General features: G+C 52.7%; 12 protein-coding genes and 1 pseudogene. 11 read left to right on the plus strand and 2 right to left on the minus strand.

Annotation, left to right across the window (positions count from 1 at the left end; translation table 11 throughout):
- Nucleotides 1–99: 99 nt before the first annotated feature.
- The 4 genes and pseudogenes from speE (at nucleotide 100) to XI25_RS18935 (ending at nucleotide 3,273) form a co-directional block, all read left to right on the plus strand.
- Complete coding sequence (gene speE, locus XI25_RS18920) at nucleotides 100–927, plus strand: polyamine aminopropyltransferase (RefSeq protein ID WP_046679739.1); 828 nt, start codon at nucleotides 100–102, stop codon at nucleotides 925–927.
- Between the two features lie 18 nt (nucleotides 928–945).
- Nucleotides 946–1,815: an agmatinase gene (speB, locus tag XI25_RS18925; RefSeq protein WP_046679740.1), complete on the plus strand. Its 870-nt coding sequence runs from the start codon at nucleotides 946–948 to the stop codon at nucleotides 1,813–1,815.
- Between the two features lie 375 nt (nucleotides 1,816–2,190).
- On the plus strand, nucleotides 2,191–2,649 hold the full coding sequence (locus XI25_RS18930) for a DinB family protein (protein ID WP_046679741.1): 459 nt from the start codon (nucleotides 2,191–2,193) through the stop codon (nucleotides 2,647–2,649).
- A gap of 92 nt (nucleotides 2,650–2,741) precedes the next feature.
- Nucleotides 2,742–3,273, plus strand: a pseudogene (locus XI25_RS18935) (MarR family winged helix-turn-helix transcriptional regulator).
- Nucleotides 3,274–3,542: 269 nt separating this feature from the next.
- Here the strand turns inward: XI25_RS18935 and XI25_RS18940 are convergent.
- On the minus strand, nucleotides 3,543–4,220 hold the full coding sequence (locus XI25_RS18940) for an anti sigma factor C-terminal domain-containing protein (RefSeq protein ID WP_052759677.1): 678 nt from the start codon (nucleotides 4,218–4,220) through the stop codon (nucleotides 3,543–3,545).
- A gap of 704 nt (nucleotides 4,221–4,924) precedes the next feature.
- Between XI25_RS18940 and XI25_RS18945 the strand changes: the two genes are divergently transcribed.
- The 7 genes from XI25_RS18945 to argS all read left to right on the plus strand — a co-directional run bounded on the left by XI25_RS18945 (nucleotide 4,925) and on the right by argS (nucleotide 12,108).
- A complete protein-coding gene (locus XI25_RS18945) occupies nucleotides 4,925–6,583 on the plus strand; it encodes a LamG-like jellyroll fold domain-containing protein (protein WP_046679742.1) in 1,659 nt (552 codons plus the stop codon).
- 276 nt (nucleotides 6,584–6,859) lie between these two features.
- Entirely contained in the window at nucleotides 6,860–7,717 is an 858-nt protein-coding gene (locus XI25_RS18950) for a carbon-nitrogen hydrolase family protein (RefSeq protein WP_046679743.1), read from the plus strand.
- Nucleotides 7,718–7,744: 27 nt separating this feature from the next.
- Nucleotides 7,745–8,416 (plus strand): GNAT family N-acetyltransferase, encoded by a 672-nt coding sequence (locus XI25_RS18955; RefSeq protein WP_046679744.1) that lies wholly within the window; start codon nucleotides 7,745–7,747, stop codon nucleotides 8,414–8,416.
- 80 nt (nucleotides 8,417–8,496) lie between these two features.
- Nucleotides 8,497–9,168 carry a hypothetical protein gene (locus tag XI25_RS18960; RefSeq protein ID WP_046679745.1) on the plus strand — a complete coding sequence of 224 codons (672 nt, stop codon included), beginning with the start codon at nucleotides 8,497–8,499 and terminating at the stop codon, nucleotides 9,166–9,168.
- A gap of 119 nt (nucleotides 9,169–9,287) precedes the next feature.
- On the plus strand, nucleotides 9,288–9,806 hold the full coding sequence (locus XI25_RS18965; RefSeq protein ID WP_046679746.1) for a hypothetical protein: 519 nt from the start codon (nucleotides 9,288–9,290) through the stop codon (nucleotides 9,804–9,806).
- A 200-nt stretch (nucleotides 9,807–10,006) separates the two neighbouring features.
- Entirely contained in the window at nucleotides 10,007–10,432 is a 426-nt protein-coding gene (locus XI25_RS18970; RefSeq protein ID WP_046679747.1) for a DUF1934 domain-containing protein, read from the plus strand.
- Nucleotides 10,429–12,108, plus strand: coding sequence for an arginine--tRNA ligase (gene argS / locus XI25_RS18975; RefSeq protein WP_046679748.1), 1,680 nt, complete (start codon nucleotides 10,429–10,431; stop codon nucleotides 12,106–12,108). Before XI25_RS18970 ends, argS begins: the two co-directional genes overlap by 4 nt.
- 110 nt (nucleotides 12,109–12,218) lie before the next feature.
- Here argS and XI25_RS18980 read toward each other — a convergent pair whose 3' ends face one another.
- The gene (locus tag XI25_RS18980) at nucleotides 12,219–13,361 is read right to left on the minus strand and encodes a S8 family peptidase (RefSeq protein ID WP_046679749.1); all 1,143 of its coding nucleotides are present in this window, start codon (nucleotides 13,359–13,361) and stop codon (nucleotides 12,219–12,221) included.
- Nucleotides 13,362–13,442 lie beyond the last annotated feature (81 nt).

Consider the following 13,442-nt stretch of genomic DNA (forward strand, 5'->3'; position numbering starts at 1 on the left):
ATAGAAAAAGATGTGAAACGAGTGGCTTGCCCGAATAAAGTTTTACGGCTTGGATCTGGATGGCTGAACATTTATTCTAGCGGAAAGAAGGTAGAGACGATGGAATTATGGTTTACGGAGAAGCAAACGCCGACTTTCGGCATCACGGCGAAAATACGGGAAACGTTTGTGCATGAGAAGACGGAGTTTCAACAGCTGGATATGATCGATACCGAGGAATTTGGACGCATGCTCGTCCTTGACGGTATGGTCATGACTACGATTAAGGACGAATTCGTCTATCATGAGATGGTCGCTCACCCCGCGCTGAACACGCATCCGAATCCGAAAAAAGTGCTCGTTGTGGGCGGCGGAGACGGCGGCGTCATTCGTGAAGTGATCAAGCATCCAGGAGTTGAAAAAGCCGTTCTCGTCGAAATCGACGGGAAAGTGATCGAATACTCGAAGCAGTACCTGCCTGAGATTGCCGGCAAGCTGGACGATCCGAAGGTGGAGGTGCTGGTCAATGACGGATATATGCACATTCATGAACATAAAAACGAATATGACGTGATCATGGTGGATTCCACCGAGCCTGTAGGTCCGGCGGCTCCGCTGTTTGAGCGCGGCTTCTACCAAGGCATCTACGAAGCGCTGAAGGAAGACGGCATTTTCGTGGCGCAGACGGATAACCCTTGGTTCAAAGCGGACCTGATTCAAAAGGTAAGCAAGGACGTGAAGGAAATCTTCCCGATCGTACGCGTATATGGGGCGAACATTCCAACATATCCAAGCGGTCTGTGGACGTTCACCATGGGCAGCAAAAAATACGATCCGCTCGAAGTGGACGAGTCCCAAATCGATGAGATGGATACGAAATACTATTCGCCTCGCCTCCACAAAGCGGCTTTCGTACTGCCTAAATTCGTGGAAGACCTGGTGAAGTAGGGAGGAGCGAATACGCTGATGAAACTGGAACAAGGATATTCCGGCAACGTGTTTATTTTAAGCTCCGAGGACTACGAAGGATCGAAAGCCGTTATTTACGGCATGCCGATGGACTTTACGGTTAGCTACCGTCCCGGCTCCCGGTTCGGCCCTTCCCGCATCCGCCAGGCTTCCGTAGGCTTGGAAGAGTACAGCCCTTATCTGGACAAGAGCATTGAAGACATGACTTATTTCGATGCGGGCGACCTGATGCTGCCATTCGGCAATGCGGGACGCAGCCTGGAAGTGATCGGCGATTATGTGGGCAAACTGCTGGACGACGGCAAATTTCCGATCGGTCTCGGCGGCGAGCACCTCGTAACATGGCCTATCATCCAAAAGATGCATGCCAAGTACCCGGATCTCATTTTGATCCATATCGATGCGCATGCCGACCTGCGGGAGCATTATGAGGGCGAGCCTTTGTCCCACTCCACGCCGGTCCGCAAAGCCGCGGATATCATGGGCGGGAAAAATATTTATCAGTTCGGCATCCGTTCCGGCTCCCGCGAGGAGTTCCAGTACGGCCACAAAAACATCAACTTCCATCCGTTCGAAGTGGCGAAGCCGCTGAAGGAGGCTTTGCCTTCCATGGGCAACCGTCCGGTATACGTGACGATCGACATCGACGTACTGGATCCTTCGGCCGCACCGGGCACCGGTACCGCGGAAGCAGGCGGCATTACGTCGAAGGAACTGCTCGAGGCCGTTCATCTGATCGCGAATTCCGACGTGAACGTGGTCGGCTGCGACCTGGTGGAAGTAGCGCCGATTTACGACCCGACGGAGCAGACGCAAATCGTGGCGGCCAAGCTGATCCGCGAGATGCTGCTCGGGTTTGTAAAATAGGAGGGGACCCTCTAAGCTTGGTTGGCGGAGTAATGACGGGCTGCTCCTTTTGTCCGGCTCGTCCCTCGGCCACCTATGCGAATGGCTCCCGTGCAGGCTCGTCGCTTGGTCTATCATGTATGTCTAAGCGTATGGGCTCGTCCCTTTCTTTTCGATGAGCGCGTGATTTATAAACAAGCGTCCCTATTCCTAAGCCTTTGGGCTGGAAGCGGGATGCTTGTTTTTTTTGTTCTGGATCATATCGGAAAAGCCGTACCGCCACATTGGACAGGAGCATTCTCGGGAAACCCATGGATTTTTAAATACAGAAAAAGGAAAATACTTCTTGGAATCGAATTATAAGTACAAGAAATGGATGTTTTGGAGGGATAAAAAGTGGAAAAGCGGCATGAGGTGTTGTTTGCCCAGTTGGAACTGTACAGAAATCACACCCTGGAGGTATGCGCATCGATTACAGAGGAGCAGGCGGACAAGATTCCGCCGGGCTTTCGGAATAACATTCGCTGGAACCTGGGTCATGTTTATTTTGATATGTATCTTTGGCTTCGGCATTTGACCAAAGAGGCGATTGAGCTGCCTGAAGGATACCGCGAATGGTTTGACTACGGAACCAGCCCTGCCGACTGGAAAACGGCGCCCCCGACGCTGGACACACTGCGTCATCAGCTTGGGACGCAGATCGCTGCTATCAGGGAAAGGTACGGCGAGCGAATGGAAGAAGAGTTTCCGCCAACGGAGGCGGGGATGTATACGATCGCCCAGGTTCTGGTGCGGACCATTTTCCATGAGGGATTACATATGGCAGCCATCCAGGCGATACGCAGATTTTTGTAAGTCCAGGTAAGGAAGTCTGAGATGGCAGGAACCTGGGAGATGTTACGAAAAATCAGGTTGACTACAAATTAATTAGGCGCCATACTATGTTCATGGCCAAGAATAATAAAGCAACACATCAGATGAACGCTATTCCCTCGCTTATACAGTCCAAGCGTCAGATCGAGCGCTATGATCTGGATGTGGACGCACAGGCAATACTCGTTGCTTCGAGGCTGATCGCAGCGGGATCCTGGCTGGGACATGCCGCGGAGGTTCATTTCTCCAGATTCGGTTTATCCGCGGGGCGGTATCGCTTATTGGCAGACCTTGAAGATAACGGGGGGGGAAGAACTGCCTTCGCAACTGGCAGAGCACTTGGGCGTCACGCGTGCCACGGTGACCGGTCTCATCGATATTCTTGAACGGGACAGCCTGGTCTCCAGGCGGCCGAGTCCGGATGATGGGCGTCAGAAATCGGTCGTTTTGACCGAGGAAGGCAGAAATAAGCTTCGCGACATGGCTCCCGAGCACTTCGCCCGGTTGGAAGCGATGGTGGGATTGCTGAGCATCGAGGAGCGCGGCTTGTTTCTGGACCTGCTGGACCGCGTAACACAAGGTATCTCGTCGCTTACGGACGAATAAGGAAACTAAGGGAACGTCAACAGAAAGAGGACGGGCTAGGAAAATGCTAACGAGGATAGCACTTCCGGTTCGAAAAGTCCAAGACAAATCTGAGATCATGAGTGAAAAGTCTATCCTGTCGAGATATTCCTGCCAGGATAGACTTTTATACGAGGCCCTTCCGGAGAGGGATCATGCCAAAGGAATAAACGGCTGATCCCTCTCCCTTTGCGTTGTGGTTTAAGGAGGCGAAAGTTCTCTGAAGCCCATACCATGGGGAATATACCTGTTCAAGGCATGTTTGTTTTATGCTTTTCCCAGTTCCAGACCTCGATCCGGCCAAGCCGGAAATCCCGAAGCCCCGGTACCTGCTTCAGCTTTTCCAGCTCTCTCACCGGCCCGGTGACGACTGCCCCAAACACCTGTATCCCATTGAGGTAAGCCAAACGCTGTTTATCCTCGCCGGCACCGTCGTAGTTCACACGGCTTGTCAACCATTCCAAGTCTTTGATCATTTGGTCCGCTGCCATTTTTACATCGTCTTTGGATATGCTTCGGTTCCATCTTCTCCTGGCGCCGTCATCCGAATAGGCCGTATAGGGGCGAAGCGTCAGATGAGGGGCATATATTGCATCGCCGCTGCTGCTATAGGTAGATATCTTCACTTCTTTAATTTCGCCTGAATATACAGCCATGCCCATGATCCAGAGGTCATAGCCGGACAGCATTTCCGCAAGCTGACCCGGAGCAATTCCTTTGCCGAGCGAAAACCCCATTTCGGCCACAAAACCGTCCTCGATCCGGCTCAATTGCTTCAAAGCCTCCTCTGTTTTCTTCCCGTTCCCATCGGTGCCTCCATATACAAGCGACATCGGCATTCCAAAGGAAGCTGGAGCATATCCGTCTAAATATTTCGGGGTTTCTTTTATTGTATATCTCAGCTCGCCAAACAAGTTTTTTTTCCGCATGCAACTCGCCCGTGATTACCTTCCATTCCCCAATCTGCCGGTATAGCCTAGTTGTCACCGTCTGGGTCAGCAGCGGACTTAACGAGACGGTCCCAAAGTTATGATCCACCTTCGTACCGCTTCCGGAGAGTTCTGCCAATGTGTCCACCGCACGCTTAAACTGATCGTTTTTCCCTGATATCTCAAAATAAGCGCTGACTCCGCCCCAAAACAGCATAAACAAAAACACGATAAACAAGGTCACGGAAGTGATCCTCTTTCCCCGTCGGATTCCATCCATCCATTTCATCCGCCGTTTCCTTCGCTCCAGCAGCTCCGGCGAGAATTTCTCCGTACTCACCGTTTTGTCCTCACTCACCAAACCATCACCCTCTCCGCTCTCTACCTTTATAACCCGCTTTCCCCCTGCAAAGTTATGCCGAGCGGCTGAAATCCCTTTTCGGTAGGGGCCAATGAATGGCGTTAATCAAAAGCCCCATTTCCCCTTATGCTCCGATAACACTCTCCTTTTAAGATAGGTCCATATCTTAATTTTGGAGGGACAGCCAGAATGAATCCGCGATTTAGAAAAGCTTTTGCAATCCTGATGTCAGCCTTGTTAATGATAGGAGTGCTTACAGGCGTCAAACCGGCAACAGCTAAGCCTCATGCTTCAAAAGAGGGCGGCAGCTTCAAGGTTGCGATTTTACCGGATACCCAAAAGTATGCGCGTTATAAAAAACGAAATCTTCATGTCGCAGACCAAATGGATCAAAGACCATGCCCAAAAGGAGAACATCATGTTCACCTCCCATCTGGGCGATTTGGTAGACCGGGTAAATGAAACCTACGAATGGAAAAATGCGGATCAAGCGATGAAGACGCTGGATAAAGCAAAGCTGCCTTACGGATTCCTGGCAGGCAATCATGACGTGTTGGATTCGAACCAATACGACAATGAACGCGATTTGCAAAAAGAACCGTTCCGTCAGTACTTTTCCGCGGATCGAATGAAGTCGATTCCGGGTTTTGGCGGCAGCTCGGCGAATGGGTTCAACTCTTATTACCTATTTGATGGGGCGGGGAAGAAGTATATTGCGCTTTTTCTGGACTGGAGATCGTCCGAGGAATCGCTGAAGTGGGCTCAAGGGGTCATCGACAAGCATCCAACCTATCCGGTTATGCTGTTTACCCATCAGCTCCTGAACATTTCGGGTGACAAGAAGGAAGCGGTGATGACGGACCACGGCCAGTACTTGTGGGATAAGCTGATCAAGAAGAACGACCAGATTTTTCTGACCGTCAACGGACATCATCACGGCTACGCCCATAAGATCATGAAGAACGATAAAGGGCAGGATGTGGTCATGATGGTTGTGGATTACCAGAGTGCTTTCCACGGCGGCAATGGTCTCATGCGGACGTTGGAGTTCGACATGGCCAAAAACCGCATTCATGCCAAATCGTTCTCCCCTTGGGTTTTGAGTATGCCGGAGAGTCAGAGAACGATCTTTGACGAAGAGAATCTGGTCGACGATTTTAATGATTTTACGGTTTCCATGGATTTCGAAGAACGGTTCTCCGGATTTCAACCGGTGATTCAGGCGGATAAAGAGATCCCTAATGTAAAAGGCACGCAGGCCCATTGGCGTTTCGAAAACCGCTCGGCTTCCGAGGGCCAGCCTGTGGTCGGCAACGGCACTCCGGTTGTGCGGGACCTGACTCATCAGGGAAATGATCTGTACCGGAAGGATGAAGGCGCTGCAGCACCGGAGGATCTGGTATGGTACAAGGGAAATGCCCAAAATCCGCAAAGCCGGTCCGGTATCCGCTTTTTTGGCGATAAGACCCTGGAGAAGGGGGCTTACTTGCAGACATCGGATACCGCGCCGCTCAACAAACATACGTTTGAGAACGGCTATACTGTAGAAGCCATCGTTAAGCTCGGACCTGACTTCCAAAGCGATAAGCATTCGTGGATGGGCATTTTGGGACGCCTTGGGACCGGGAAGGATGTCGGTAAATTGGAAGGCGACGCGGACGCTCCGTTAGCAACGATGTCCGTCTCAAGCCTGCGAGAAATCCAGTGGGCGGCGTTTCCCGTGAATTACGACAGCGAGCAGACCAACTGGTCCTGGGAGATGGATGACAGCTGGCATCACATCGCGATCGTAAATGACAGGGTGACGACCACCATGTATATTGACGGGGTTGAAGTACTTCGCAATCCGGATACAAAGGTTTACGGCCTCGCGACGGCGAACAAGCCATGGATGGTTGGCGCGAGCCAGTACGCCAATAAGCTGGACGGCGTATTTAACGGATGGATCAGCGAAATCCGGCTCGTGGATCATGCCCTGGACAAGAAGGATTTCCTGAAATAAGCTGTCTGTTGGCGCAGAGGAAGTTTTTTCGCTAATCTAAATAAAAACCTGGCGCGTGACGTTGAAAGGGTCAGCCGCCTTCTTGCTTCTATCACGAGGCCGGAAGGCGGCTTTTTATCGGAGCCGTGAAGCGCGGGAATGCCTGGAGGACTCCAGTTTCCCGTACGAATAGCCTTGGGGTTCCATGATTAATATTTCGCCAAGCCATGTTTTCCGGGAGGGGAATCTTATATAATGAGAGCAATTCTTATATCACCCAACCCAAGGAGGGCTAGCATGAAATTCCGCGTTTCCGCCGTGCAGTATCACCTGCATACCATTCAATCCTTTGACGAATTTGCCCGCCAGTGCGAGCATTACATCCGGACGGCCGAAGAATACGAAGCCGACTTCGTGCTGTTCCCCGAGTTTTTCACCACCCAGCTCATGTCCATTGGGGACGGGCAGGGAAATGCCCTGACCATCAACGATCTTCCGGATTTCACGGACCGCTACCGCGAACTGTTTGAAAGCTTTGCGAAGCAATACAACATACATATCATCGGAGGAACCCACGTCATCCGCCGGGAAGGGAAACTTTATAACGTGGCCCATCTATTTTATCCGGACGGCCGCATTGCGGAGCAGGCGAAGATTCACATTACGCCTTCGGAGATTACCGGGTGGAACATGGGCGCGGGCGAAGGCCTGCAGGTGTTCGAGACGGAAAAAGGCACCGTTGCCATGCTGACCTGCTACGATATCGAGTTCCCGGAAATCGTGCGGATGGCCAAGGCCAAGGGGGCGGATGTCATTTTCTGCCCTTCCTGCACCGACGACCGGCACGGCTTTCACCGTGTGCGTTATACGAGCCATGCGCGGGCGATCGAGAACCAAGTTTATGTCGTGCTGACCGGTACGGTCGGGTCGCTGCCCACGGTTGACCTGATGCGCGCGAACTTCGGCCAGGCAGCGATTATTACGCCGAACGACATTCCGTTTCCGCCGAAAGGGCTGCTTGCGGAAGGTGAAATCAACGACGACATGATCGTCACGGCCGATCTCGACCTGAACCTCCTGTACCAAGTTCGGGAAAAAGGCTCCGTTACGACCTGGCGCGACCGCCGAACCGATTTGTATCCCGATTGGAGATAACCTTGGAAAGGAGGAGACCCCAAGAGAATGACCAAGTTTCGCCAGCGGTTTTACGTGTTTGACGACAACCGCCCGGTTCCGGCGGTGATCCGCAGCTATACCCCGGCGGATTTCGACGAGCTGATCGTCATTCAATCCGAAACGTTTCCGCCCCCCTACCCGCCGGAGCAGTGGTGGAACAAAGAGCAGCTGATGCAGCATGTCGCCCGGTTCCCCGAAGGCGCCTTGTGCATTGAGGTCGACGGCGTGCTTGCCGGATCGATCACCTCGCTGATTGTGGATTACGACCCGGAGGGTCCGCCCCATTCCTGGGCTGAGGCCACGGACGGCGGATATATCCGCAATCACAACCCGTACGGGAACACGCTGTATATCGCCGATATTTGCGTTCGTCCGCGCTACCGCAAGCTGGGACTCGGCAAATGGCTGATTCAGTCGCTTTATCACGTCACGGTGCAGTTGGAACTTGCCCGTCTTTTGGGAGGCGGGCGCATGCCCGGCTATCACAGGGTCGCAGCCGGCATGACGGCGGAGGAGTATCTTGACGCGGTCATCCGCGGCGATTTGAAGGATCCGGTTGTAACCTTTCTCCTCCGCTGCGGCAGGACGCCTGTAGGCGTAGCCGCAAATTACCTTGAGGATGAAGAGTCCTGCAACTATGGGGCTTTAATGGAATGGAGGAACCCCTTTAAGAGTTAAAGCTCTGAACAAAGCAAGCTGTCAGAACACTACTGTTTATCCAAATAAATCCCCGCCTATAAAGAAGGAGGTTTTAGCATATGGAATATATCCGTATTACAAGCATTGATGATCCATTGTTCCGGAAAATGCATAATCTCATGAAAGAAGTCTTCCCGCCCGAAGAGGTTCTGGAGTTCAGCCTGTGGAAAGAGCCCTTGGAGGATCCGGGCATCCGGGTATTCGTTGCGCTTCATGACGGCGAGGCCGTTGGCGCGACGGAGTACCGCTACTATGACGACTGGAACGTGGCCATGACCGACTTTACGATTATCGGCCGCGAAGGTCTCGGCATCGGCCGCTTCCTGGCGGAGAACCGCTTAAAGGATCTGCAGTCTTTGGCTGCAGCGAGCGGCAAAGAGCTGTTCGGCATGTTTGCCGAAATTTATGATCCGTACCGCGTGCAGGACCATGCTTTCGGCGGCGTGAAGCCGATGGACCCGTTCGTGCGCCGGGAGGTTCTTTCCCATCTCGGTTATAAACGGACCGATTTAGAGTATGTCCATCCTTCCTGGAACAATGACGGCGAGGCGGTGACGGGATTGGATTTCTGCTTCATGCCCGGAGACGATGACATGAACGAGCTGCCTGCGGAATTGATTGTAAACTTCCTGAAACGCTATTATGCGGTACTCCCTGAAAAACCGCAGGCTTGGAACGACATGGTCGCTCGGCTGGAACAGCAAGACAAGGTGACGCTTCTGCCTCTGTAAGTGATTCCCGAGCCTGATCCGTGAAAAGATCGGGCTTTTCTATGTTTTTCGAATATTGGAATGGCATTTAGTGGTATATAAAGGGGTTCAAGTAAGATGAATTCGGGTGGTGGATTTGGATGAAAAAGGAAATCCTATTGACATTCGCGGGTCTCATTGGCATTTTAACCGTCTTCGTGTATTGGCTGACCCAGACAGGCGAACCGAAATTGCCGATGTCGAAGGAAGAAAAGGCCGCAGCGGCATATGTCGAATCCTTCGGCTACACGATCCATAAACGATCCGGGAAGATACATACTTATATTCTGGAGAAATCCTTCTTTCGCAGCGGTTCCGGGCAAACGCCGTATATTCAGACGTGGAGCGTGCAGAGCCGGGACCCGGCCGATTTTTTCGGTAAGGAGATTTCCGGGTACCGCTTTACGGTTTCCGGGCATCTGCTTGACAAAATGTATGACACGCATACGCAAATATACGTCATGATGGCGGATGGACGGGTCATCGGGGGCACCTCTTTTCCTGACAAAGATGACCTGGCTGGAGCACCATATTCCATCGACGGAAAAACGCTGGAAGAAGTGACGGGCATTTCCTACGGCGAATGGCGAAAGCGGTGGGAGGAAAAATATAGCGACTAATGCGGTCGGTAGTTTTCCGTCTCTAGAGCTTCATCAACAGCAAACGCCGAAGGAGTTTCTACATATTGAAATTCGATAGACTTCCCATCAATATATAGAGGACCGTGAAATCTCAATGAAAATTTACAAAAATCCTTATTTGAATTGCCGGGCCATACTGGATATAGTAATACAATAGGTAAGGAAAAGAGGAGCGTATCATGTCAGACCGAAAACAAGCGACCATTATTCTTCACAGCCTTCATGAAGGGGAGAATACGGTGCAGGAGCTTCCGGCAGAGGTGTTTGCCAAAGGAAATGCTCTTTATGTTCGCTACGAAGAACCGAAGATGGGGCCGTATCAGGGCGATACCCGAGCGACCGTGAAGCTGACCGGCGATGAACTCAAAATCATCCGGCACGGCGAAGTCCAGTCGGAGCAGGCGTTCAGGCTTGGTCAGAAGCTGCCGGGATATTACCGTTCCCCCTTCACCTCATTCCAACTGTCAACGCACACCCAGCGCCTCAGCATCGATATCAACGACATGTCGGGCAGCGCTTCCTGGGCGTATGATTTATATGTGTTCGATGAGTTTTCGGGACACTTTTCCATCAGTTTGATTATTCAGGAGGATCATGAATCATGACATTGAATCCACTCGATCACATTCATCGGCTTGTTGCCGAAGCGGTAGCCGATGCGGCCGTCGCGGCAGGGCTGGTGTCCCGTGAAGAAATGCCAGCCGTTACGCTCGAGGTGCCGAAAGACAAAACCCATGGCGACCTGGCGACGAATGCAGCCATGCAGCTGACACGGATCGCGAAAAAGAACCCGCGCCAGATTGCAGAAGCGATTCTTGAGCATCTGGACACCGCCAAAGCATCCATTGAAAAAGCGGAAATCGCAGGCCCTGGCTTTATCAACTTTACCCTGGACAAAAGCTGCCTGTACCCTGTCATCGGGCTGGTTCAGGAGCAGGGGAACAACTACGGCCGCGTTGACGTCGGGCAAGGCAAAAGAGCCCAGCTGGAGTTTGTCAGCGCCAATCCGACGGGCAGCCTTCATTTGGGACATGCCCGCGGCGCTGCCGTTGGGGATGCCCTGTGCAACGTGCTTGACTTTGCGGGATATGAAGTGACCCGTGAGTACTACATTAACGATGCCGGAAACCAGGTCGTGAACCTGTGCAAATCGATCGAAGCCCGTTATCTTCAAGAGCTTGGTCAAGATGCTGAGATGCCGGAAGACGGCTACCATGGGGAGGACATCAAGGGCTTTGCCAAGGAATTGGTAGCGGAAAAGGGAGACTCCTTATTGTCCCTCACGCCTGAGGAACGGACAGCTTTCTTCCGCCAGTACGGCCTTGAAAAAGAGCTTGGCAAAATCAAACGCGATCTGGCCCGTTTCCGCGTGAACTTCGACGAATGGTTCAGCGAGACCTCCCTTTATGAGAACGGACTGGTGGAGGACGCTCTTAATGAACTGAAGGCTAAGGGCAAAACCTATGAGAAAGACGGCGCTTTGTGGCTCCGTACAACCGATTACGGCGACGACAAGGACCGCGTGCTGGTGAAAAATGACGGTACGTATACCTATCTGACGCCCGATATCGCATATCATCGAAATAAATACGAGCGAGGCTTCGACAAAGTAATGAACATTTGGGGGGCGGACCATCACGGCTACGTTCCCCGGATGAGAGCCGCGATGGAAGCTTTGGGCAACGATCCATCCAAGCTGATCGTCTTGATCGCGCAAATGGTAAGCCTGTTCCAGAACGGCGAAAAGGTGAAAATGTCCAAGCGTACCGGCAAAGCCGTAACGATGGAGGATCTGATGGACGAAGTCGGCGTCGACGCGATCCGTTATTTCTTCACGATGCGCAGCATGGACTCCCATCTGGATTTTGACATGGATCTCGCCGTTTCGACATCCAATGAAAATCCGGTGTTCTACGTGCAGTACGCGCACGCGCGGATCTGCAGCGTGTTCCGGCAGGCTGAGGAGCAGGCAATACGGCTGCTTCCTCTGTCCGAGGTGAATCTTGGACGCCTGACGACGGAGCATGAGTACGATCTGCTTCGCAAAATCGGCGAGCTTCCGCAGGAAGTTTCGGTTGCGGCGGAGAACTATGCGCCGCATCGCCTGATTCGCTATGTATACGAGCTCGCTTCGATGTTCCACAGCTACTATAAGGCCGAGCGGGTGATTACCGAGGATGCGGAACAGACCCAAGCACGGTTTGCCCTTTTGGCCGCCGTACGCACCGTTATTGCGAATGTGCTCCGCCTGGTGGGCGTATCCGCTCCGGAACGGATGTAGGCCTTTGGCAAACATCCGGGATGCCGCGCGCCATGGATAAGCGACGGTGAAGGGCATTTAATATGGAATATCAAAACAGCCGTTCTCCTATAAGGAGAGCGGCTGTTTGATTACAGCTTCATTCCTTCGCGAAGGAATTTCAGCGTATTGACTTCGCCTTCCTGTAATAAGGTGCCTTTTCGAAGGCGGATAGGGGTAGAGGTCCGCTGCAGGAGCGATTTGATTGCGGCCGGTTTCAGATCGGGTTTTTGAGCCAGCAGCAGGGCAATGGTTCCGCTCACATGGGAAGTGGCCATCGAGGTGCCGCTCATTTCATGGTATTTGCCGTGCAGCCATGCGGATATGATTTTATCGCCCGGTCCGTAAATATCAACAAATTGCCCCCGGTTGCTGAACGGAGCGATTTTTCTTTTGCGGTCGGTGGCCCCGACGGAGATGGTTTGCGGGTAACGAGCCGGATAATCGACGGAACGCCGTTTGCCGTCATTTCCCGAGGAAGCGACTATAATGACGCCGGCCTGGTAGGCTTTGCCGACAATATCAAGCAGGGACCGGCTGCGGGTCTGCATACCGAAGCTCATGTTGATAATTTGAATGCCGTTGCGGACACACCAGTCAATGCCTGCGACAATATCGGACACGTATGCCGATCCGTTATGGTCGAAGGCTTTGACCGGATACACCGTGGATCTCGGCGCAACGCCGATCATGCCCTGGGCGCTGTTCGCGGCGGCTATCGTACCGGAGATGTGGGTACCGTGTCCGTTATCGTCGAAAGGCAAAATGCCTCGGTTGACAAGGTTGATTCCCCGGGTGAGGGATTGTTGAAGATCGGGATGGCTGAAATCAACGCCGGTATCGATAACGGCGATTTTGACCCGGTATCCCGTCGAAATGGACCAGGCTTGTGGTGCCTTGATGTGTTTCACTCCCCAAGGAACGCCCGGACCGGTACCGATGCTTCTTTGGACGGCGTGAATATGGACCTGGCTATCTTCTTCCACGGTTACGTCATGTTTGAATTCTGTTTCCAGCCGTTCCGTAAGAGAAGCCGGGGCCATAATCGAGTGGATCAACGGCGAGTAGGTCACATCCTGCGAACGGCCGGCGGTTCTAGCCAGCTCGTGCCATTCCTGAATGCAGTCGCGGTAGACCAGGGGATCGTGGAACGTAAGGATCCGCCGATTCTTCCGGACCTGCTGTGCAGGGTCCCTATCCATAAGCAGTGATTGCATGATCCGGGTGTAGTTCATGCCTGGCAGTCCCCCTCCTCGATGAACCGTTGCTTAGGTATTGTATGAATCGGGAAGGAAGCCCGAATGGGACACCGCCTT

The sequence above is a fragment of the Paenibacillus sp. DMB20 genome (assembly GCF_000987955.1).
In the GTDB taxonomy this organism is placed as follows: domain Bacteria; phylum Bacillota; class Bacilli; order Paenibacillales; family Paenibacillaceae; genus Paenibacillus_AQ.